Raw genomic sequence first — 19767 nt, 5'->3', positions numbered from 1 at the left:
ACATCGTGGATACGCCAAAGCATATTTTCCTCATGATGAAGGCACGTACCCAAGGCGCTGATCCAGACCTCGTCTCGGTCGCCGGGCGGGTGTCCGAGACAAAGGGCAGCATCAACCTGCGGATCGAAGCGAACACCCGCCAACTCATTGACGACGCGGCAGCGGTGCTGGGCAAGACGCGCACGGAATTCATGGTCGAAAGCGCTCGGAGGGAGGCAGTCGACGTGCTGCTCGACCAGCGCCTCTTCGTGCTCGATCCCGATCGCCACGAGGCGTTCATGCACGCGCTCGACAATCCGCCTGCGCCCGGGCCGAAGCTGCGGTCCCTGCTGCGCCGCGTGCCGGCATGGCAGAAATAGGCGAGGCGTCGCAGAGCCGGGACGATGGTCTTTCGGCTCCCGTTCCCCTCACCGGTGAACACGATATATCGCGCTTCGACTGTGGTGAACCGGCTTTGAACGATTGGCTGCGGCAACGGGCGTTGAAGAACGAAAGCCGCTTCTCCCGCACCTATGTCGTCTGCGAAGGCAACCGTGTCGTGGCCTTTTTCAGCATTTCGGCAGGAGCCGTCGAGCGCGGAGCGGCGCCCGGCAAGATCAGGCGCAATGCGCCCGATACGATCCCGGTCTCGGTCATCGGGCGTCTGGCCGTCGATAGGATTCATGCGGAGAAAGGTATCGGCGCCGACATCCTGTCGGATGCCTTGCGGCGGACCGCCGTCGCGTCCCAGAGCATCGGCATCGGCGCCGTGCTGGTTCATGCGAAGGACGATGCTGCAAGGCGCTTCTATCTTCGCTGCGCCGAGTTTATCGAGTACCCAGACGACAGCCGCACGCTGTTTCTACCCATAGAAACCGTCGTTGCCGCCTTCAGCGAGTCGTGAGCCGACACAGGCGGCTCAGCATCACCATTCCACCACCAGCCGCTCCAGCCCGTGGAAATGGTAGTTGTCGCCGTAGGCGGGCGCTTCGGCGAGGCGCAGGCCGGGCAGGCGGGTAAACAGCACCTTCAGCGCCACCTGCAATTCCAGTCGCGCCAGCGGCGCGCCGATGCAGAAGTGGATACCGGCGCCGAAGGTGACGTTCTTCTGGTCGGTGCGGGCGGGGTCGAAGGAGCGCGGCGCCGCGAAGCCCGCCGGATCGTTGTTGGCGGCGCCGAGCAGCAGCGCCACCTGTTCGCCCGGCTGGAGCACGATGCCGGGCTCGAGTTCCACGGTCTCGTAGGCGTAGCGGGTGAACAGGTGCAGCGGCGCGTCGAAGCGCAGGCACTCCTCCACGGTCGCCTCCGTCCTGGCCGCGTCGCCGAAGAACCGGCGCGGGTCGCCACCCTGGTCGAGGATCGTCTTCACCGCGTTGCCGGTCTGGTGGACCGTCGCCTCGTGCCCGGCATTGAGCAGCAGGATGACGGAGGTGATCAGTTCGTCCTCCGACAGCCGTTCGCCGCTGTCGCTGGCCGAGATCAGCAGGCTGAGCAGGTCGTCGCCGGCAACGGCCCGGCGCCGCTCCACGTAATCCCGCAAGGTGTCGGCGAAGGCCAGCGCCGCCGCATTGGCGTCTTCCTGCACGGCGCGGGACGGGCGGTGCGTGTACATGCGCACCATCCTGTTCGACCAGTCGACGAACTGCGGCCCCATGTCGACGGGGACGCCCAGCATCTCGGCGATGACGGTGACGGGGATGGGCGTGGCGAAGGCCGGCAGGGGATCGACCCGCCGATCGGCCTCGAACCCGTCGATCAGGGCATGCGCCAGCGCCTCGACGCGCGGCCGGAGCCGCTCGATCTGGCGCGAGACGAAGGCGCGGTTGACCAGGCCGCGCAGCCGCGTGTGCACCGGCGGCTCGCGCTCGAGCAGCGAATGACGCTCGATGCCGTCGAAACCAGCCAGATGCTCGCGCCCGGCGACCTCCATCATCGGGGGACCCCAGCGGTTCTCGCGACCGAAGCGGCGGTCGCGCAGCAGCCGGTTGACCTCGTCATACCCCGACAGGCACCACAAGCCGTAATCCTCCCAGAAAAAGGTCGGCGAGGCGGCCTGGATGGCGGCGTAGGCCGCGTAGGGATCCTGCACGAAGGCGGGATCGCGCGGCGACAGCCGCACGCGGTTGCCGTTGATGTCGAGGGCGGGGGCGGGTGGTGTGTCCATGGGGCTGCTCGTGATGTCGTCAGTGGGTGAACGCCGCGGCGAGCCGTTCCCAGTCCGCGATCAGGGCGTCCCGTGTGCGCAGCCCGGGCGAGCCCTTGCGCACGCTCTCGTCCTGATCGAGCCGCGCGAAGACGACGCTGCGGCCGTCGCGCTCGGCCCAGCCGACATACCAGCCCCAGCCCCGTGCCCGGTCGAACGTGCCGTCGGCGCGGCGCGGATAGGCCGAACCGGTCTTGCCGTGAATGGTCCAGCCGCTGGCAAGGTCTCGTTGCTCGACGATCGCCGCCGTCTTGTCCATGGCTTCCCTGGAGACCGGCAGGGTGCGGCTGACCAGGCGGGCGAGGAACGCCACCTGCTCGTTCGGCGAAATCTGGAGCGATGACGCGATCCAGCTCCGCTCCAGGCCGTTGGCCTTTCCCGGATCGCCGGTAAAATCGGCGTTGCCGTAGGAGAACGCCCGCCCCTGACGCGTCAGGGTGTCCGTGCCGAGCCGGGAGGCGATCTGCTGCGAGTACCAGACGACCGAGTGCTTCATCCATGCCGTCGGGTCGGTCGGCTGTCGCCAGGCCGCGCCGCCCCAGTCGGGATAGCCTTTCCGGAACGGCCAGTTGGGAGCGTGGGCGTCCGACAGGACGCCGGCCTCGAAACCCATGATGGCGAGCGCGACCTTGAAGGTGGAGGCGGGCGTCGCGCGGACGTCGCAGTCGCCCTCGCTCACCAGAGCCGCGCCGGTGGCCGGATCCGCGATCACCGAGCATATTGTCCCCGCCGCCGAAGGCTGCGAAAGAACCAGGGCCGCGAGCACGACCGAAGCGGCGACACGTTTCATCAGGGTCTCGTCCTCGTTTGCATCGGTCCCCGTGGACCACAAGGCGGATCGAATTGGAAGAGTGGGGTCGGGCGGCGTGGTGGTCCGGCTCGTCCCGGCAGGGTCGGACAGGAGATCGCTCATGAACGTCATCGTCGTCGGCGCAGGCATCGCCGGTCTCTCGACGGCCTGGTCGCTCACCAGGCGCGGCCACGCCGTCACGCTGATCGAGCAGGGCCCGATTCCCAATCCGATGGCGGCGTCCGGCGATCATCACCGCATCATCCGCCGCGCCTATCCGTCGGCCACCGGATACGGGCGGGCGATCACGGAAGCCTATGAAGCCTGGGACGAGCTCTGGGCCGATCTCGGCGAGAGCCATCTCGATGCGCGCGGCTTCCTGTGCATTTCGCGGGATCCGGGCGACGAGGCCGAGGACTATCTCGAGGGTCTGAAGGCGGGCGGTTTCCCCTTCGAGATGCTGTCGCCGCGCGACGCGGCCGAGCGCTGGCCTTTCCTCGACGCGGACACCATGCGCTACGTCTATGTCTCCTCAGAGGGCGGGGCCCTGCACTGCCGGCGCATCGCGCAGGGCCTGGCGGCCTGGCTGCGGCGCAACGGCGCCGATCTGCTGGAGAACACGCGGGTGGACGCGGTGGATGCCGGGGCCGGTGCCGTGACGCTCGCCGACGGACGGACACTCTCGGCGGATCGGATCGTCGTCACCGCTGGCGCCTGGGTCACGAAACTGTTTCCCGACCTGACGTCGGATCTGACCACCTATCGCACCGCCGTGGTCTATCTCGAACCGCCGGCCGACCTGAAGGCGGCCTGGGAGGCTGCGCCGGTGATCCTCGACGTCGGCGGGAAGACCGATGGCTACATCATCCCGCCCTCGGGCGATGGCGGCCTGAAGTTCGGCTCCGGCCTGCACAGGTTCGCCTCCGCTAATGCGGATGCGCATCGCGTGCCCCAGCCGGGGGAAGGGGAGGCGATCCGCGACCTGTTCGCCCCGCCGATGCTGCGTCTGGAAGACTATCGCGTCGAGGCCGTCGTCACCTGCGCCTACACCTTCACCGCCGACGAGCGCTTCTTCGCCACCGAGCGCGGCAGGTGCCTCGTCGTCTCGGCCTGCTCGGGCCATGGCTACAAGTTCGGCGCGGCGGTCGGACGGCGCGTGGCCGCGCATGTGGAGACGCCCGACCTCGCCGGGCTGGTTTCATGGCTGCGCGCGGAGGCGGCGTAAACCATTTGCACTGTTTCGAACGGGCGCGTCGCGCGAACCCTTGCGCTGGCATGATTCCGCACCTTATCTAGCACCAACCTGTCCCTTGCCGATTCTGCGGTTTCATGCGCCCGAATCGATTCCACGAAGGAAACGTCCCATGCGAAATCCCGTCGAAACCGCGATGAACCTCGTCCCCATGGTCGTCGAGCAGACCAATCGCGGCGAGCGCGCCTACGACATCTTCTCGCGTCTCCTCAAGGAGCGCATCATCTTCATCACCGGCCCGATCGAGGACGGCATGGCGACGCTGGTGTGCGCGCAGCTTCTCTTCCTCGAGGCGGAGAACCCGAAGAAGGAAATCTCGCTCTACATCAACTCGCCCGGCGGCATCGTCACGAGCGGCATGGCGATCTACGACACCATGCAGTTCATCAAGCCCGCGGTGGCGACGCTGTGCATCGGCCAGGCGGCCTCGATGGGCTCACTGCTCCTTTGCGCGGGCCACAAGGACATGCGCTTCGCCACGCCCAACGCCCGCATCATGGTCCACCAGCCGTCGGGCGGCTTCTCGGGCCAGGCATCCGACATCGAGCGGCATGCCCAGGACATCATCAAGCTGAAGCGCCGCCTGAACGAGGTCTACGTCCAGCACACGGGGCAGGACTACGAGACGATCGAGCGCACGCTGGACCGCGACCATTTCATGACGTCCGACGAGGCGCAGGCCTTCGGGCTGATCGACAAGGTCATCTCCAGCCGCGAGGCGCTCGAGGGGCCTTCCGCGGCGTAAAGCCGGCTTTCCACATCTGATTGACGGCGGTGCCGCGATTTTGAAGCGTTCTGCGGCATTTCTGTCACAAAGGGGTGTTCCCACCGGGCTCCCGGCATCCTACGTTAAGCCTATGTTGAGTTTCGGGGGACTAGCGTCGACCGACCTGGGCGAATCATTGCCGCGACCCGTGTTTTGTGTTTCGTTCGTTGGCGCTCGACCTGTATCGGGGGAAAAGGGCGCGGCGCATCGGTCTTTTGGGATCGATGCCGCGCCGAGATTGGTCTGGCGACCGGCCGGCAGGGACTGAAAGGACTGAAGGGCATGAGCAAAATCGGAAACAGCGGCGGCGGCGACTCCAAGAACACGCTCTATTGCTCATTCTGCGGCAAGAGCCAGCATGAAGTGCGCAAGCTGATCGCGGGGCCGACGGTCTTCATCTGCGACGAGTGCGTCGAACTGTGCATGGACATCATCCGCGAGGAGAACAAGACCTCGATGGTGAAATCCCGCGAGGGCGTTCCCACCCCGCAGGAGATCCTGAAGGTTCTCGACGACTACGTGATCGGCCAGCCCTACGCCAAGCGCGTGCTGTCGGTCGCGGTCCACAATCACTACAAGCGCCTGGCTCACGCCTCCAAGAGCAACGACGTCGAACTGGCCAAGTCGAACATCCTGCTGATCGGCCCGACCGGCTGCGGCAAGACGCTGCTCGCGCAGACGCTCGCCCGCATCATCGACGTGCCGTTCACCATGGCCGACGCGACGACGCTGACCGAGGCGGGCTATGTCGGCGAGGACGTCGAGAACATCATCCTGAAGCTCCTCCAGTCGGCCGACTACAATGTCGAGCGGGCGCAGCGCGGCATCGTCTACATCGACGAGATCGACAAGATCAGCCGCAAGTCGGACAACCCCTCCATCACCCGCGACGTGTCGGGCGAGGGCGTCCAGCAGGCGCTGCTCAAGATCATGGAAGGCACCACCGCGTCGGTGCCCCCGCAGGGGGGGCGCAAGCATCCGCAGCAGGAGTTCCTGCAGGTGGACACGACCAACATCCTGTTCATCTGCGGCGGCGCCTTCGCCGGCCTCGACCGCATCATCTCCGACCGCGGCCGCAAGACCTCGATCGGCTTCGCGGCCAACGTCGCGTCGCCGGAAGATCGCCGCACGGGCGAACTCTTCCGCCAGGTCGAGCCGGAGGATCTGTTGAAGTTCGGGCTGATCCCCGAGTTCGTCGGTCGTCTGCCGGTCCTCGCCACGCTCGAGGACCTGGACGAGCCGGCGCTGATCCAGATCCTGACCGAGCCGAAGAACGCGCTCGTCAAGCAGTACCAGCGCATGTTCGAGATGGAGAACGTCGAGCTGACCTTCCACGAGACCGCGCTGTCGGCCATCGCCCGGCGCGCCATCGAGCGCAAGACCGGCGCGCGCGGGCTGCGGTCCATCATGGAGGCGATCCTGCTCGACACCATGTTCGAGCTTCCGGCCCTGGAAGGCGTCCAGGAAGTGGTGATCTCCGACGAGGTGGTCACCGGCAAGGCGCGGCCGCTCTACATCTACGCCGAGCCCAAGAAGGAAAAGGCCAACGCCACTGCGTAGCGTTCCGAAATGGGGCGACGACCCGGGAAGGCGCCGTGGCATCGGCGCCTTTTCCGTTTTCCGCCGGCGCCTCGCCCGGCGTGTGACGGAGGCTTTCGCGGGGACGAAGATCGGCGATCGGGCGCCACTTGATCTTTCGCATCTGGAGTTCCACCTAACGATTCATCAGGCGGCATGCCGGTTCGTGCTACTTTCCTCCCAATCCCTCCCGGGCATAGGCGGATCGGCTTGCAGCCGCTAATATGAGATTCGCGGTTGGCTGACGGCGGCCGCGAAGTGAAAGGCAAATCGATGTCCAACACCACTCGTTCCACTGACGAATCCGGTACGACGAACGTCTACGCGGTCCTCCCGCTGCGCGACATCGTCGTGTTCCCGCACATGATCGTGCCGCTCTTCGTCGGCCGCGAGAAATCGATCAAGGCGCTCGAGGAGGTCATGGGCGCCGACAAGCAGATCCTGCTTGCCACCCAGAAGAACGCCTCGGATGACGATCCGGAGCCGGACGCGATCTTCGAGATCGGCACGCTCGCCAACGTCCTGCAGCTGCTCAAGCTTCCCGACGGCACCGTCAAGGTGCTGGTGGAAGGCAACGCCCGCGCGCGCATCGCGTCCTTCACCGACCGCACGGACTTCCACGAGGTGCGCGCCAGCATCCTCCCGGAGCCCGAGGAGGAGGAAGTCGAGGTCGAGGCGCTGTCGCGTTCGGTGGTCTCGGACTTCGAGAACTACGTCAAGCTGAACAAGAAGATCTCTCCCGAGGTCGTCGGCGCCGTCGGCCAGATCGACGACTATTCGAAGCTCGCGGACACCATCGCGTCGCACCTCGCCATCAAGATCCCCGAGAAGCAGGAGATGCTCGCGACCCTCTCCGTCAAGGAGCGGCTCGAGAAGGCGATGGGCTTCATGGAAGCCGAGATCTCGGTGCTGCAGGTCGAGAAGCGCATCCGCTCGCGCGTCAAGCGCCAGATGGAGAAGACGCAGCGCGAGTATTATCTCAACGAGCAGATGAAGGCGATCCAGAAGGAGCTCGGCGAGGGCGAGGACGGTCGCGACGAGTCCGCCGAGATCGAGGAGCGGATCAAGAAGACCAAGCTCACCAAGGAAGCGCGCGAAAAGGCGAACGCGGAGCTGAAGAAGCTGCGCTCGATGTCGCCGATGTCGGCCGAGTCCACCGTGGTGCGCAACTACCTCGACTGGCTCCTGTCGATCCCGTGGGGCAAGAACTCCAAGGTCAAGCAGGATCTGGCCTTCGCCCAGAACGTGCTCGACACCGATCACTTCGGTCTCGACAAGGTCAAGGACCGGATCGTCGAGTACCTGGCCGTTCAGAGCCGCCAGAAGAAGCTGAAGGGGCCGATCCTGTGCCTCGTCGGACCTCCCGGCGTCGGCAAGACCTCGCTCGGCAAGTCGATCGCCAAGGCGACCGGCCGCGAGTTCGTGCGCATGGCGCTCGGCGGCGTTCGTGACGAGGCCGAAATCCGCGGCCACCGTCGGACCTATATCGGCTCAATGCCCGGCAAGGTCATCCAGTCGATGAAGAAGGCCAAGAAGTCCAACCCGCTCTTCCTGCTCGACGAGATCGACAAGATGGGCATGGATTTCCGCGGCGATCCGTCGTCGGCCCTGCTCGAGGTTCTCGATCCGGAGCAGAACGCCACGTTCATGGACCACTACCTCGAGGTCGAATACGACCTGTCGAGCGTGATGTTCGTGACCACGGCCAACACGCTGAACATCCCGCCGGCCCTCATGGACCGCATGGAGATCATCCGGATTGCCGGTTACACGGAGGACGAGAAGGTCGAGATCGCCAAGCGGCACCTGCTCCCCAAGGCGGTGCGCGACCATGCGCTCCAGGCCAGGGAGTTCTCGGTCACCGACGAGGCGATCCGCGCCATGATCCAGACCTACACCCGCGAGGCGGGCGTGCGCAGCCTCGAGCGCGAGCTGATGAAGCTCGCCCGCAAGGCGGTGACGGAAATCCTCAAGACCAAGAAGCCCTCGGTGAACATCACCCAGGACAATCTGTCGGACTATCTCGGCGTGCCGCGCTATCGTTACGGGCAGGTCGAGGGCGAGGATCAAGTCGGCGTGGTCACGGGTCTGGCCTGGACGGAAGTCGGCGGCGAACTGCTGACGATCGAAGGCGTCATGATGCCCGGCAAGGGCAAGATGACGGTGACGGGCAACCTGAAGGACGTCATGAAGGAGTCCATCTCCGCGGCCGCGTCCTACGTCCGCAGCAGAGCCATCGATTTCGGCATCGAGCCGCCGCTGTTCGACAAGCGCGACATCCACGTGCACGTGCCGGAAGGCGCGACGCCGAAGGACGGACCGTCGGCCGGCGTGGCCATGGTCACGGCCATCGTCTCCGTGCTCACCGGCATCCCGGTCAAGGCGGATGTGGCGATGACCGGCGAGATCACGCTGCGCGGACGCGTGCTGCCGATCGGCGGCCTCAAGGAAAAGCTGCTCGCCGCTCTGCGCGGCGGCATCAAGAAGGTGCTGATTCCCGAAGAGAACGCCAAGGACCTGGCCGAGATTCCCGACAACGTGAAGAGCGGGATGGAGATCATCCCGGTCAGCCGGGTCGGCGAGGTGCTGCAGCACGCCCTGCAGCGCGTGCCGGTGGCGATCGACTGGGTCGAGCCGGTGGAACCGGCCAAGAAGGCCGCCGGCGAGGACGCCGGCGCGGGCACCTTCGCGCACTGATCGCAGCTGCGGAAACTCGAAAACACGAAAGGCCAGACGAAAGTCTGGCCTTTCTGCCTGCCGACCCCCAAAAAACCGCGCAATTCCGGGGTTTTCGGGTTTTTCTGACTTGGTTGCCGCGCACGATCTCAATACAGTCCCGCCGCGGCCGTCGAGTCGCAGACAATGCGGTCAAGAAAATAAAATGAGGTTTTCATGAACAAGAACGAACTCGTATCGGCCGTGGCGGAGGCAGCCAAGCTGTCGAAGTCCGACGCACAGTCGGCGGTCGAAGCCGTATTCTCGGTCATCACCAACGAGCTCAAGGGCGGCGGCGACGTTCGTCTCGTGGGCTTCGGCAATTTCGAAGTGAGCAAGCGTGAGGCCTCGACGGGCCGCAATCCTCAGACGGGTCAGCCGGTCCAGATCCCCGCGCGCAACGTGCCGAAGTTCTCGGCCGGCAAGGGTCTCAAGGACGCCGTCAACTCCTGATCCATTCAGGTGGACGTGCGAAAGGCCGGGCCTGTCCCGGCTTTTCTCTTTTTTGGGGCCTCTGCCGGCGTCGGCGGGGCCTCAGCCGGTGGGCGCCCAGCCGCCATCGTCGCGGCGGGCCAGCAGCGGTGTCCGAAGGGCGCCGTACACCTTGCCCGGCAGGGCGGGGTCGAGCGCCTGCAACACCGGGCGCCACCGCTCGGTCTGCAGCATGGCGAACACGAGCGCGATCGGCGCCACCCCGGCTTTCGACAGCAGCGCCAGGACCGCGCGCATCGAGGCGGCCGAACTGATCACGTCGTCGACGACCGCGACGCGCTTGCCCCGGAGCAGCGGCAGCATGCGCGGGTCGAGATAGAGCCGCTTGATCTGTTCGGGGCTGGTGATCGACGACATCGGCTCCGACAACCCCTCGTCGTACCAGAACTTCCGCGATGTCCCGAGCGCCACCATGCGCGGATGGCCGAGCCGGCGCGCAACCGCGTTGGCAAGCGGAAGACCGAGCGTCGGCACGCCGATCACGACGTCGGCGCCGAGCGGGCGAAGCGCCGCGGTCATCGTGTCCGACAGCGCATCCTCGAGCGCGAAACTGGCCTGGTTCACGATCAGCGAGGCGACCGCGCGCGACCCGTCGCCCGGCAGGGTCCGGATCGGCAGCGCGATCTGGCGCCCATCCGGCAGGCGCGCCGGATAGAGATCGCGAAATCCCTCGGCCGGATTCTCCCGAAACGTCAGAGGCGGGTGGATTTCCTGCCAGAACTCGTGGGGCGCGAGTGACACGGCGGGCCTTTCTGCTAGAAATCATCGTGGAACAACAATTGGATGGCGCCGGCTTGGATCGGCGGGCGGAGTGTAGTGATGGCGCGTGCGGAAGACCACATCGACGAGCTCGATTTTCTCGTCCGCCTTCGCCGTGACCTGCATGCCCATCCCGAACTCGGCTTCGAGGAGGAACGCACCAGCCGCATCGTGCGTGAATGCCTGGAGGAGGCCGGTATCGCGGTGACGGCGGGCCTTGGCGGAACCGGACTGGTCGGTTCGCTGCAGGCAGGCAATGGCCACCGGCGCATTGCGCTGCGCGCCGACATGGATGCGCTGGCCATGCGCGAAGCGGCGGCCGATCGGCCCCATCGCTCGACCGTGGACGGCCGCATGCATGCCTGCGGCCATGACGGCCACACGGTCATGCTGCTGGGCGCCGCGCGTGCGCTGGCCCGCTCGCGCGCCTTCTCCGGCACGGTCCATTTCATCTTCCAGCCGGCCGAGGAAGGACGCGGCGGGGCCGAGGCCATGGTCGCGGACGGCTTCTTCGAGCGTTTTCCGGTCGACGCGGTCTACGGGCTTCACAACATGCCCGGCCTCGCCGTCGACGAGATCGCGGTGGTGGAAGGACCGCAACTCGCTTCCTCCGACCGCTGGCACGTGACGTTTCGCGGCGAGGGCACGCATGGCGCCAAGCCGCATCTCGGCCGCGACGCCGTCACCGCGGCCGGCCAGTTCCTCACCGCCCTGCACACGATCGTGGCGCGCCGGGTCGACCCGCTCCAGCCTGCCGTCGTCAGCGCCTGCGCGGTCCAGGCCGGCGACTTTGCTGCGCTGAACGTCATCCCAGACGAGGTCGCGATCGGCGGCACGGCACGGGCCTTTTCGGCGGAGGTGAGGGCGCTGGTCGAGGCGGAAATCGGCGCTCTGGCGCAAGGCACGGCGGCGATGTACGGCATCGCCTGCGATTATCGCTACCTGCGCCAGGTTCCGCCGGTCATCAACGATGCCGATGCCACCCGCCGCGCGCTTTCGGCCGCCCGGGCTTCCGCGGCCAGCGTGCGCACCCGTTTTCCCCCGTCGACCGCCGGGGACGATTTCGCTGTCTTTTCCGGCCGGGTGCCCGGCTGCTATGTCTGGCTCGGCAACGGCCCGGCCGAGGACGGCGCGCTGCACCACAACAGCCGCTACGATTTCAACGACGCGGCCATCGCGACCGGCGTGCGGTTCTGGACCACGCTGGTCGAACAGGACCTCGTCGACGCCTGATCAGGATCGCCGGGTGAGGAGGTCGGCGAGCAGCGCCAGCGCACCCGCCCCGTCGACCGTCAGCGCCACCGAGACCGGCCGCCTTCCGTCGGCGGCAGGCTCGAGGCTGCCCGCATCGACGCCCGACGAGCAGTCGACGGCAAGCGGCAGGTCTTCGCAGCCGAAGAGTTCGGGCGCGAGCGCCAGAAGCATCACGCAAGGATCGTGCAGCGGCCGGCTTTCGCCGCCCGTGGTGGTCTGGAAATAGGCCGCGATAAGATCGGCGCCCGCGCGGGACGCCGCCGTTCCAGCCTCGCGCAAGGCCGCGACATAGGCCCGGTCGGCGCGCACCTTGCGCGTCACGTCGAGCGGGATCAGCGTCAGCGGCAGGCCGGCGGCGAGCACGGCTTCGGCGGCTTCGGGGTCCGCGGCCATATTGAACTCCGAGCGCGCGCCGATGTTGCCGGGCTCGCGGATGGCGCCGCCCATGGCGACGATCCGGCCAATGCGCCGCGTCGCGTCGGGATTGTCGGCGACAAGCTGCGCGATGTTGGTGAGCGGTCCGAGCGCCAGGATGTCGATCGCGCCGATCGGATGCGCCATCAATGTCTCGGCGAGCCAGATCGAGGCATGTCCGGGCCGCGGTGGCGTCGGCGGCTCGGGAAAGGCGACACCGCCCAGCCCGTCGCTTCCATGGATCTCGGCGACGTCGAAGCCCTTGCGCGACAGCGGGCCGACCGCGCCCGCGACCACGGGAACGTCTCCGCGCCGGGCGAGCGCCAGGACGCGCCCGGCATTGCGGGTCGTCGTGGCGATGCCGATGTTGCCGGCCACCGTCGTGATGCCGAGCACGTTGAAGTCGGGCGAGCCCAGCGCCGCCAGGATCGCGACCGCGTCGTCGATGCCCGGATCGGTGTCGATGATGACGGCGCGCGGGCTCACTTCGTCTCCGCCAGCGCGGCGAGGATGCGCACCCAGGAGCGGATGCCCTTGTGGAAACTCGACAGGTCGTATTTCTCGTTCGGGCTGTGGATGCGGTTGTCGAACTTGGCGAAGCCGACGAAGATCGAATCCATGTCGAGCCGGTCCTTGAACACGGTCGCGATCGGGATCGATCCGCCGGTGCCGGCCACCGCAGCCTCGCAGTCCCACTCCTCCGACAAGGCCTTCAGCGAACGCTGCAGAAACTCGCTGTCGATCGGCATCACGGTCGCCGCGCTGCGGCCATGGCGCTTGAAGGTGACGCTGCAATCGGCGGGAAGGCGCGCCTCGACGTGCCGCCGGAAGGCCTCGGCGATCCGGTCGGGGTCCTGTCCGGCGACGAGCCGGAACGAGATCTTCGCGCTCGCCTCGGCCGGAATCACCGTCTTGAAGCCGTCGCCGGTGTAGCCGCCCCACATGCCGTTGATCTCGCAGGACGGCCGCGCCCAGACCTGTTCGAGAACGGTCCGTCCCGCCTCGCCCGCCGGCATGTCGAGGCCGACGTCCTTCAGGAACTTCGCCTCGTCGAAGGGCAGGCGCTTCCAGCGCTCGGCGATCTCGGCCGGTAGCTCGGTCACGCCGTCGTAGAAGCCCTCCACGGCGACGCCGCCGTCCGGCGTGCGCAGGCTGGCGACGATGTCGGAGAGCAGTTGCAGCGGGTTGCGCGCGGCGTTGCCATACATGCCCGAATGCAGGTCGCGGCTGGCGCAGCGGATGGTGATTTCCTCGGAAACCATGCCGCGCAGCATGGTGGTGATGGCCGGCGTCGTGTCGTCCCACATGTCGGTGTCGCAAACGAGCATCACGTCGGCCTTGAGTTCGGCCGCCGCCTGATCGAGGAAGCCGGGCAGGCTGTCGCTGCCGGATTCCTCTTCGCCTTCGAACAGGATCGAGACCCGAATCGGCAGCGAGCCGGTGACCGATTTCCAGGCGCGGCAGGCTTCGACGAAGGTCATCAGCTGGCCCTTGTCGTCGGAAGCGCCGCGCGCGACGATCCAGGTGTCGCCATTGGGCTGCGGCACCAGCGTCGGCTCGAAGGGCGGCGAATTCCAGAGCGCCACCGGATCGACCGGCTGCACGTCGTAGTGCCCGTAGAACAGCACGTGCGGACCGTCGCCGCTCCTGTCATGGCCCACCACCATCGGGTGGCCGGGCGTGTCGCGAACCGAGGCGTCGAAGCCAAGGCTCGACAGGTCGGCGGCCAGCCACTCCGCCGTCTTGCGGCAGTCGGCTGCATAGGCCGGATCGGTCGAGATCGAGGGGATGCGGATCAGGTCGCACAGCCGCGCGACGCTCTCGTCGATATGGGCGTCGACATCGGCGAGAACGGCGTCGAGACGGGCTGGATCTGTCTGGGGCATCATGCGCCTCCTTCTTTCGATTTGTCTTCGAGATGACCGCACATCGCCGTCCGGTCAAGGCGTTCAAGCGGCCGTCGAATGGGCCAGGCCGTCAGCCGGCGGCGTCGATGCGCGTCATCTCCGCCTTGAAATGGGCAGCGACCTGCAGGGCGTCGCGCAGCACCTTCCGGCGCTCGAGCGTGAGCACCTCGCGATCCCGCATCAGCCAGCGTCCCGCCACCATGACGTCGCAAACGTCGGCCGGCATGGCCGCAAACACCAGCGTCGCATAGGTGTCGTAGATCGGCTGCAGGCGCGGCGCCGACAGGTCGATGCGCACGAGGTCGGCCTGCTTGCCAGGCTCCAGCGACCCGATGCGGGCATCCATGCCGAGCACGCGGGCGCCTTCGATGGTGGCCATGCGGATCACCTCGACGGCGGGCATCGGCTTGCGGCTGTGGCCGGCGAGCTTCTGGAACATCGACACGGGTCCGAACTGCGAAAACAGGTCGAGCGTGTTGCCGCTCATCGGGCCGTCGGTCGCCACGCCCACCGGAATGCCGGCGGTGCGCATGGCCTCCACCGGGGCGATGCCGCGCCCGGCCTTGGCGTTGGAGCGGGCATTGTGCGCCACGCAGACGCGGGCATGCGCCATCTTCTCGATGTCGGAGGCGTTCACGTGCAGGCAGTGGGCGCAGATGAGCCCGGGGCGCAGCAGCCCGGCCTTCTCCACCAACTCCACCGGCCGCAGGCCATGGTGCTTCGCGCACCATTCCATCTCCGAATCCATCTCGGCGAGATGGATCTGCACCGGCACATCGGGGTGATCGTCGGCCCAGCGCGAGACCCGGTTCATCACCGCGATGTCGGTCGAATAGGGCGCATGCGGGGCGATCGAGGCGGTCACGCGGTCGTGGCCGGCAAACTCGGCCGCCAGCTCTTCCGTCAGGGCAAAGCCGCCGTCGATGTCCGTGTGGTCCGGCGGGTCGAAATCGGCGATCGTCTGGCCGACGACGCCGCGCATGCCGGCCTGGTCCACCACGCGGCCGACCTCGGTCTCGAAATAGTACATGTCGGCGACGGTGGTGACGCCGGCCTGGATCAGCTCGATCGCGGCCAGCGCGGTGCCGGCTCGCACCATCTCGCGGGTGACGAACTTGCGCTCCAGCGGCAGGACGTAGCGGTAGAGCCGGTCGTCGACGTCTTCGCCAAGGCCGCGAAACAGGGTCATGGCCATGTGGCAGTGCGGATTGACCATGCCAGGCATGACGATGTCGCCGCCACAATCGATCGTCTCGGCGCCATCGATCGCAGGCGCGGGTCCGCTGCCGGTGGCGGTGATCGTCTGGCCGTCGATCCGGATCCAGCCCTTGTCGACGACCGGCATGGCCGGCGTGCAGGGCAGGAGGGTGGCGTTGGACAGAAGGAGGGTCACAGCTCCGTCCCCGCCAGCACGCAGCACTGGTCCGGCACCGGCACGAGGCGCGCGGTCCCGCCGGGCTCCAGCGGCGCGGACAGGGCGCCGTTGGCCACGAGATGCCCGGCCGCCGTCTCGCACTGGTATTGATAGGCGCGGCCGAGATAGGTCCGCAGGCCGAGCGTGGCCGGAAGGCCGTCCGCCCCGGCTTCTGGCGTCACCGCCAGCCCGTCCGGCCGGGTCGCCAGCGTGAAGGCGTCCGGGATCGGCCCGAACCGCTCCTGCGACAGGGTCAGCTGCGCACCGCCGGCCGCCTCCACCGTCACCATCTCGCCATCGCGGGCAACGGTCCGCAGGGGAATGAGGTTCTCGAAGCCGACGAAGCGCGCGACGAAGGCGTTCGTCGGCCGTTGGTAGAGCACCTCGGGCGTATCGAACTGCATGATGCGCCCGGCATTCATGATCGCCACGCGGTCCGAGATCGAGAAGGCCTCTTCCTGGTCGTGCGTGACATAGACCGAGGTCGTGCCGTTGGCGCGCTGCAATTGGCGAATCTCGACGCGCATGTCGACGCGCAGCTTGGCGTCGAGGTTGGACAGCGGCTCGTCGAACATCAGGAGCGGCGGCTCGATGACCAGCGCGCGGGCGAGCGCGACGCGCTGCTTCTGTCCGCCCGACAGGGCGCCCGGCAGCCGCTCGGCCAGGACCGACAGCCCGACGCGATCCAGCATGGCGCGAGCGCGCTTGTCGCGTTCGCCGGACGCGACGCCGCGCTGCTTCAGCCCGAAGGCCACGTTTTCGAGCACGGTGAGGTGCGGAAACAGCGCGTAGTTCTGAAACACCAGACCGATGTCGCGCTTGTGGGCCGGCAGCCGCGTCAGGTCGCGGCCGCCGAGCCTGATCGTGCCCTCGGTCGGCTCGAGGAAGCCGGCGATGAGGCGCAGCGTCGTGGTCTTGCCGCAGCCGGACGCGCCGAGCAGCGAGACGAGCTCGCTGGCGCCGACCGACAGCGAGAGGTCTTCCAGCACCTTGGTGGAGCCGTAATGGGCGGTGAGGTCGTTGATGTCGAGGGCCTGGGTCATGCGGTTGTCATTCGTCTTGTGCCGGTCACTTGGCGAGGAAGGTGAGGCCGAGCGTCCGTTCCACGATCGCCATCACGGCGACGGTGAGGAACATCAGAAGCACCGACACCGACGCGATGGTGGGGTCGAAGAACTGCTCGACATGGGCGAGGATCTGGATCGGCAGGGTCGAGACGCCCGGGCCGGTGAGGAATAGCGACGTCGAAACGTCGTTGATCGAGGTGATGAAGGCGAGGATGAAGGCCGCGACCACGCCGGCCCGCACGTTGGGCAGCACGATGGTGAAGAAGGTCTTGGCCGGCGGGCTGCCCAGGCTGATGGCGGCCTCCTCGATGGAGAAGTCGAACGAGGCGAGGCTGGCCGAAATCACCCGCACGCAATAGGGCAGGACGAGCAGCGTGTGCCCGATCAGCAGCGACAGGAAGATCGGGAACGAAGCGCCGACGGCAACCGACTTCAACAGCGAGAAGCCGAGCACGATCTCCGGCACCAGGATCGGCAGGACGAACACCGTCGACAGCCATGAGGGAAGCTGGATGCGATAGCGGTTCAGGGCATAGGCCGCCGGTATCCCGATCAGGAGCGCGAGGCCGGTCGCCAGGAAGGCCAGTTGCAGGCTGGTGACGATGGTGCGCCGGAAGGCCGTGATCTCGAAAATCTTCTCGAACCAGCGCAGCGACAGACCCTGCGGCGGGAAGGTCAGATAGGTCGTGTCGCTGAGCGAGGCGCCGATCACGATGATCAGCGGCCCGACCAGGAAGATGTAGACCAGCGCCGCGACGGCGATGAGGGCAGGGGAGAGGCGCGTTGTCATGTCGTCATCGGGTTCAGGCGTTTGGCGATGCGGGTCATGGCCAGCACCACCGCGACGGTGATGACGACCATGATGGCGGCGATGGTGGAGGCGCCCACCCAGTCGAAATTGACCATGGCGCGCTGGTAGAGGAAGGTTCCCATCATCATCTGCCGCTCGCCGCCGAGAAGCTGCGGCGTGGCGTAGGAGGTGAAGGACCCGGTGAAGACGAGCACGGCGCCGACGATGAGACCGGGCACCGCGAGCGGGAAGATCACCTGCCGGAAGGTGCCCGAGGGCGAGGCGCCGAGCGAGGCCGAGGCCTGGATCACGTCCTCGGGGATGTTTTCCAGGACGCCGACCAGCGTCAGGATCATCAGCGGCGTGAACAGGTAGACCATCGCCACGATGACCGATCCTTGCGTGTAGAGCATCGAGAAGGGCTCGTCGGTAAGGCCGATGCCGACGAGAAAATTGTTCAGGATGCCGTTCTTGCCCAGGATGATCAGCCAGGCGAAGGAGCGGACGACGACGCCGGTGAGCAGCGGAAAGACCGCCGCGATGATGAGAATGCTCTTCAGCCGGCCGGGCGCGCGCGAGACGACGAAGGCGGTGAGGAAGCCGAGCACCAGCGAGATCGCGGTCGTGATCAGCGAGACCTCCAGCGTGCGCCAGAGAACGGTGCGGCGAAAGCCGCTGGAGAAGAAGGTGACGTAAGGCGCAAGGACGCCCTTCGCGTCGACGAATGTGGTGCCGATGGTGGCGGCGACGGGCAGGACGAGAAACAACGCCACGAGCAGCGTCGCGGGCAGGGCGAGCGTCCAGCCGGTGTATCGCTTGAACATGAAGACAGACAGTCCGGAAAGGCACTTTCGGCCGCCCGGTCCCGACTGGGTGCCGCGACGGCCGAAAGCAAGGGGTCAGGAAAGGCGCGCGCGCGGCGCGCCGGCGATCACATGCCGAAGATTTCGTTCCAGCGGTCGATCCAGTCCGACTTGGCGGCGTTCAGCTTGGAATAGTCGACCCGCTTGAGGCCGTCGATCATGTCCTTGCCATAGGTCCACTGCGCGGCCTGCTCCGGGGTGAGCTCGACCGACGCCACCACCGGTGCGTCGACGCCGTTTTCGGCGAGCGTCTGCTGCAGCGCCGGATCCAGGATGAAGTTGATGAACTCGTGCGCCAGGTCGACGTTCGCCGCGCCCTTCGGGATGTTCACCGTGTTCAGCGTGGCGATGGCGCCATCTTCCAGGTCGGCCCAGACGACCGTCGGCACCGCCGCCTTCAACTGGCCGAGCGCGAAGTCCTGCGCCAGCGACACCGTGATCTCGCCGGTCGAGAACAGATTGATCATTTCCGAACCGGTGTTGTAGTTCTTGACCACGTTGGGCTTGATCGCCTCGATCTCGGCAAACGCCGGATCGGCATCCTCGAAGGCGTCGGTGCCGGCCTTTTCGCCCGCGATCATCACCACCATCGGGCCGGCGGTCGTGGTGATGCCCGGCAGCGACAGGGCGCTCTTCAGGTCGTCGCGCCACAGGTCGGCCCATTTCGTGATCGGCGAGGCGACCTTGGCCGAGTCGTAGACGATGCCGACGCGGCCGATCGTGTAGGCGGGGCCGTACTCGCCCTGCGGCGCCTGCGCCATGTCATGGAGCCCTGCGAGGTTGGGCACCTTGGAACGGTCGATCGGCTGGAACAGGCCGTCCTCGATGCCGATCTGCGAGAAGCCGTCGGTGAAATAGGCGACGTCGACGCCTTCGCCGCCACGGATCTTGATCTTGTTCAGCCGGTCGGCATTGTTGCCGGTCTCGAACACCAGCGTGCATCCGCACTTCTCTTGGAAGGGCTGGACGATGAACTGGTTCAGCTTCTCGCCGTTGAAGCCCCACCAGGAGATGGTCAGTGTCTTGTCCTGCGCGGTCGCGGGCGCGGCGGCAAGCAGGGCCGCGACGCAGGCTGCGCCGGCCAGGCGGCGGTGGTGGGCGTTCGTCATTCTCGTTGCCTCTCTCTGTATGGGGGTGATCCCGGGCCGCGCGCTCCAGCGCGCAGTTCCGGTCAAACCATACTTTTTCCGATCCCGACGCTGCAAGGCCATATACGACCAAAGGAGAAGCACAGGCGGGGTTTGCCCATGCAAGCGGCACTTTCGGCTCCATCCGCGCCGCATGGGCCGGAGCCGGTCCCCGCTCCGTGCGGATGACGCAGCGTCGCTGTGGGTTCATGACGTCCCGATGACGGCGTAAAAATGAAAATAAGCAAGAATTAACAGACAGTTGCCGACAGAAATGGTGCATCTGTCCACAGCCTTGGGGCTCAGGAAAAAATCGTACGAGGGGCCGAAAAACCTCGTTGACAGGCTGCGGGGGTGGGGCCTATATACGCCTCACCAACGACAGCGGCGACGCTGC

At 66.7% G+C, this 19767-nt stretch carries 18 protein-coding genes; 8 read left to right on the top strand and 10 right to left on the bottom strand.

Features of this window, described 5'->3' with window-relative positions:
* Positions 1–35 precede the first annotated feature (35 nt).
* Positions 36–359 (top strand): type II toxin-antitoxin system TacA family antitoxin, encoded by a 324-nt coding sequence (locus tag EJC49_RS05760; RefSeq protein ID WP_245453287.1) that lies wholly within the window; start codon positions 36–38, stop codon positions 357–359.
* Complete coding sequence (locus tag EJC49_RS05755; protein WP_126698509.1) at positions 347–883, top strand: GNAT family N-acetyltransferase; 537 nt, start codon at positions 347–349, stop codon at positions 881–883. Before EJC49_RS05760 ends, EJC49_RS05755 begins: the two co-directional genes overlap by 13 nt.
* 21 nt (positions 884–904) lie before the next feature.
* Here the strand turns inward: EJC49_RS05755 and EJC49_RS05750 are convergent, their stop codons facing one another.
* Together EJC49_RS05750 and blaOXA are read right to left on the bottom strand one after the other, a co-directional pair.
* Complete coding sequence (locus EJC49_RS05750) at positions 905–2143, bottom strand: cytochrome P450 (protein ID WP_126698508.1); 1239 nt, start codon at positions 2141–2143, stop codon at positions 905–907.
* A 19-nt stretch (positions 2144–2162) separates the two neighbouring features.
* Positions 2163–2972, bottom strand: a complete 810-nt coding sequence (gene blaOXA / locus EJC49_RS05745; RefSeq protein ID WP_126698507.1) for a class D beta-lactamase — start codon at positions 2970–2972, stop codon at positions 2163–2165.
* Between the two features lie 121 nt (positions 2973–3093).
* Between blaOXA and EJC49_RS05740 the strand changes: the two genes are divergently transcribed.
* The 5 genes from EJC49_RS05740 to EJC49_RS05720 all read left to right on the top strand — a co-directional run bounded on the left by EJC49_RS05740 (position 3094) and on the right by EJC49_RS05720 (position 9736).
* A complete protein-coding gene (locus tag EJC49_RS05740; protein WP_126698506.1) occupies positions 3094–4197 on the top strand; it encodes an NAD(P)/FAD-dependent oxidoreductase in 1104 nt (367 codons plus the stop codon).
* Between the two features lie 139 nt (positions 4198–4336).
* The gene (locus EJC49_RS05735) at positions 4337–4969 is read left to right on the top strand and encodes an ATP-dependent Clp protease proteolytic subunit (RefSeq protein ID WP_126698505.1); all 633 of its coding nucleotides are present in this window, start codon (positions 4337–4339) and stop codon (positions 4967–4969) included.
* Positions 4970–5272: 303 nt separating this feature from the next.
* Positions 5273–6550 carry an ATP-dependent Clp protease ATP-binding subunit ClpX gene (gene clpX, locus EJC49_RS05730; RefSeq protein ID WP_126698504.1) on the top strand — a complete coding sequence of 426 codons (1278 nt, stop codon included), beginning with the start codon at positions 5273–5275 and terminating at the stop codon, positions 6548–6550.
* 291 nt (positions 6551–6841) lie between these two features.
* Positions 6842–9265 carry an endopeptidase La gene (gene lon / locus EJC49_RS05725; RefSeq protein WP_126698503.1) on the top strand — a complete coding sequence of 808 codons (2424 nt, stop codon included), beginning with the start codon at positions 6842–6844 and terminating at the stop codon, positions 9263–9265.
* 195 nt (positions 9266–9460) lie between these two features.
* Positions 9461–9736: an HU family DNA-binding protein gene (locus tag EJC49_RS05720; protein WP_126698502.1), complete on the top strand. Its 276-nt coding sequence runs from the start codon at positions 9461–9463 to the stop codon at positions 9734–9736.
* Between the two features lie 81 nt (positions 9737–9817).
* On the opposite strand, the gene EJC49_RS05715 is transcribed toward EJC49_RS05720, so the two are convergent.
* On the bottom strand, positions 9818–10516 hold the full coding sequence (locus EJC49_RS05715; protein ID WP_126698501.1) for a phosphoribosyltransferase: 699 nt from the start codon (positions 10514–10516) through the stop codon (positions 9818–9820).
* Positions 10517–10594: 78 nt separating this feature from the next.
* Between EJC49_RS05715 and EJC49_RS05710 the strand changes: the two genes are divergently transcribed.
* On the top strand, positions 10595–11767 hold the full coding sequence (locus EJC49_RS05710) for an amidohydrolase (protein ID WP_126698500.1): 1173 nt from the start codon (positions 10595–10597) through the stop codon (positions 11765–11767).
* Here EJC49_RS05710 and EJC49_RS05705 read toward each other — a convergent pair whose 3' ends face one another.
* The 7 genes from EJC49_RS05705 to EJC49_RS05675 form a co-directional block, all read right to left on the bottom strand.
* Positions 11768–12688: a nucleoside hydrolase gene (locus tag EJC49_RS05705; protein WP_245453284.1), complete on the bottom strand. Its 921-nt coding sequence runs from the start codon at positions 12686–12688 to the stop codon at positions 11768–11770.
* Complete coding sequence (locus EJC49_RS05700; RefSeq protein ID WP_126698591.1) at positions 12685–14088, bottom strand: dipeptidase; 1404 nt, start codon at positions 14086–14088, stop codon at positions 12685–12687. Before EJC49_RS05700 ends, EJC49_RS05705 begins: the two co-directional genes overlap by 4 nt.
* Before the next feature lie 91 nt (positions 14089–14179).
* Positions 14180–15502, bottom strand: coding sequence for an amidohydrolase family protein (locus EJC49_RS05695; RefSeq protein WP_210211755.1), 1323 nt, complete (start codon positions 15500–15502; stop codon positions 14180–14182).
* A complete protein-coding gene (locus EJC49_RS05690; RefSeq protein WP_126698499.1) occupies positions 15499–16566 on the bottom strand; it encodes an ABC transporter ATP-binding protein in 1068 nt (355 codons plus the stop codon). Before EJC49_RS05690 ends, EJC49_RS05695 begins: the two co-directional genes overlap by 4 nt.
* A 25-nt stretch (positions 16567–16591) precedes the next feature.
* Positions 16592–17380 (bottom strand): ABC transporter permease, encoded by a 789-nt coding sequence (locus tag EJC49_RS05685; protein ID WP_126698498.1) that lies wholly within the window; start codon positions 17378–17380, stop codon positions 16592–16594.
* The gene (locus EJC49_RS05680; RefSeq protein ID WP_126698497.1) at positions 17377–18204 is read right to left on the bottom strand and encodes an ABC transporter permease; all 828 of its coding nucleotides are present in this window, start codon (positions 18202–18204) and stop codon (positions 17377–17379) included. The genes EJC49_RS05685 and EJC49_RS05680 overlap by 4 nt, the downstream gene beginning before the upstream one ends.
* A 107-nt stretch (positions 18205–18311) precedes the next feature.
* Entirely contained in the window at positions 18312–19352 is a 1041-nt protein-coding gene (locus EJC49_RS05675; protein WP_126698496.1) for an ABC transporter substrate-binding protein, read from the bottom strand.
* Between the last annotated feature and the right edge of the window lie 415 nt (positions 19353–19767).

Origin of the sequence: Aquibium carbonis, assembly GCF_003970795.1 — a bacterium.
Taxonomy (GTDB): Bacteria; Pseudomonadota; Alphaproteobacteria; order Rhizobiales; family Rhizobiaceae; genus Aquibium; species Aquibium carbonis.
This window is presented reverse-complemented; position numbering and strand designations above follow the sequence as displayed.

Excerpts from the sequence above, each read along its gene's own strand:
- EJC49_RS05760 (WP_245453287.1), top strand. The coding sequence starts at position 36 with ATGAAGGCACGTACCCAAGGCGCTGATCCAGACCTCGTCTCGGTCGCC.
- EJC49_RS05755 (WP_126698509.1), top strand. The coding sequence starts at position 347 with ATGGCAGAAATAGGCGAGGCGTCGCAGAGCCGGGACGATGGTCTTTCG.
- EJC49_RS05750 (WP_126698508.1), bottom strand. The coding sequence starts at position 2,143 with ATGGACACACCACCCGCCCCCGCCCTCGACATCAACGGCAACCGCGTG.
- blaOXA (WP_126698507.1), bottom strand. The coding sequence starts at position 2,972 with ATGAAACGTGTCGCCGCTTCGGTCGTGCTCGCGGCCCTGGTTCTTTCG.
- EJC49_RS05740 (WP_126698506.1), top strand. The coding sequence starts at position 3,094 with ATGAACGTCATCGTCGTCGGCGCAGGCATCGCCGGTCTCTCGACGGCC.
- EJC49_RS05735 (WP_126698505.1), top strand. The coding sequence starts at position 4,337 with ATGCGAAATCCCGTCGAAACCGCGATGAACCTCGTCCCCATGGTCGTC.
- clpX (WP_126698504.1), top strand. The coding sequence starts at position 5,273 with ATGAGCAAAATCGGAAACAGCGGCGGCGGCGACTCCAAGAACACGCTC.
- lon (WP_126698503.1), top strand. The coding sequence starts at position 6,842 with ATGTCCAACACCACTCGTTCCACTGACGAATCCGGTACGACGAACGTC.
- EJC49_RS05720 (WP_126698502.1), top strand. The coding sequence starts at position 9,461 with ATGAACAAGAACGAACTCGTATCGGCCGTGGCGGAGGCAGCCAAGCTG.
- EJC49_RS05710 (WP_126698500.1), top strand. The coding sequence starts at position 10,595 with ATGGCGCGTGCGGAAGACCACATCGACGAGCTCGATTTTCTCGTCCGC.
- EJC49_RS05700 (WP_126698591.1), bottom strand. The coding sequence starts at position 14,088 with ATGCCCCAGACAGATCCAGCCCGTCTCGACGCCGTTCTCGCCGATGTC.
- EJC49_RS05690 (WP_126698499.1), bottom strand. The coding sequence starts at position 16,566 with ATGACCCAGGCCCTCGACATCAACGACCTCACCGCCCATTACGGCTCC.
- EJC49_RS05685 (WP_126698498.1), bottom strand. The coding sequence starts at position 17,380 with ATGACAACGCGCCTCTCCCCTGCCCTCATCGCCGTCGCGGCGCTGGTC.
- EJC49_RS05680 (WP_126698497.1), bottom strand. The coding sequence starts at position 18,204 with ATGTTCAAGCGATACACCGGCTGGACGCTCGCCCTGCCCGCGACGCTG.
- EJC49_RS05675 (WP_126698496.1), bottom strand. The coding sequence starts at position 19,352 with ATGACGAACGCCCACCACCGCCGCCTGGCCGGCGCAGCCTGCGTCGCG.